Source organism: Rhizobacter sp. P1_G5, assembly GCF_056405435.1.
Genome location: NZ_JBFUCB010001187.1, coordinates 1 through 600, shown reverse-complemented (window position 1 = coordinate 600; position 600 = coordinate 1). Strand labels below are relative to the sequence as shown.

At 64.0% G+C, this 600-nt stretch carries 1 protein-coding gene; it reads right to left on the bottom strand.

Annotated features, from left to right (window positions below; all coding sequences use genetic code 11):
* Positions 1-489 (bottom strand): ATPase, T2SS/T4P/T4SS family (locus AC1D12_RS34890; protein ID WP_477845612.1); only part of this gene is annotated, 489 nt, incomplete at its 3' end.
* Positions 490-600 lie beyond the last annotated feature (111 nt).

The following is a 600-nucleotide window of genomic DNA, read 5'->3' as shown; positions in this document are numbered from 1 at the left end:
GATGATGTGGCCGTACGAGTTCTCGTTGCGAAAATCGACCATCGCCGCGAGCGAGGTGCTCTTGCCCGAGCCGGTGGCGCCGACGAAGATCACGAGACCGCGCTTGGTCATCGTCACGTCCTTCAGCACCTGCGGCAGGTTCAGGCTGTCGATGGTTGGCAGCGTCTGCGGAATCGTCCGCATCACCAGCCCGACATGGCCCTGCTGCACGAAGGCATTCACGCGGAAGCGGCCGATGCCCTGCGGCGAGATCGCGAAGTTGCACTCCTTGGTGCGCTCGAACTCGGCGGCCTGCTTGTCGTTCATCACCGAGCGCGTCAGTGCCAGCGTGTGCTGGCCGGTCAGCGGCTGCGGCGACACCTTGGTGACCTTGCCGTCGACCTTGATGGCCGGTGGGAAGTCCGCGGTGAGGAACAAGTCGGACCCGTTGCGCGACACCATCAGGCGCAGCAGGTCGTTGACGAATTTCGATGCCTGGTCTCTTTCCATGATGCTTCCTCTGGCCCGTCAGGTGCTGGACAACAAGGCACTCAGCCGGGCGCTGACCTGCCGCAAACGCAATGACAAACGCCGCGACAGCGAGGCCAGCAAGGCCAGGCC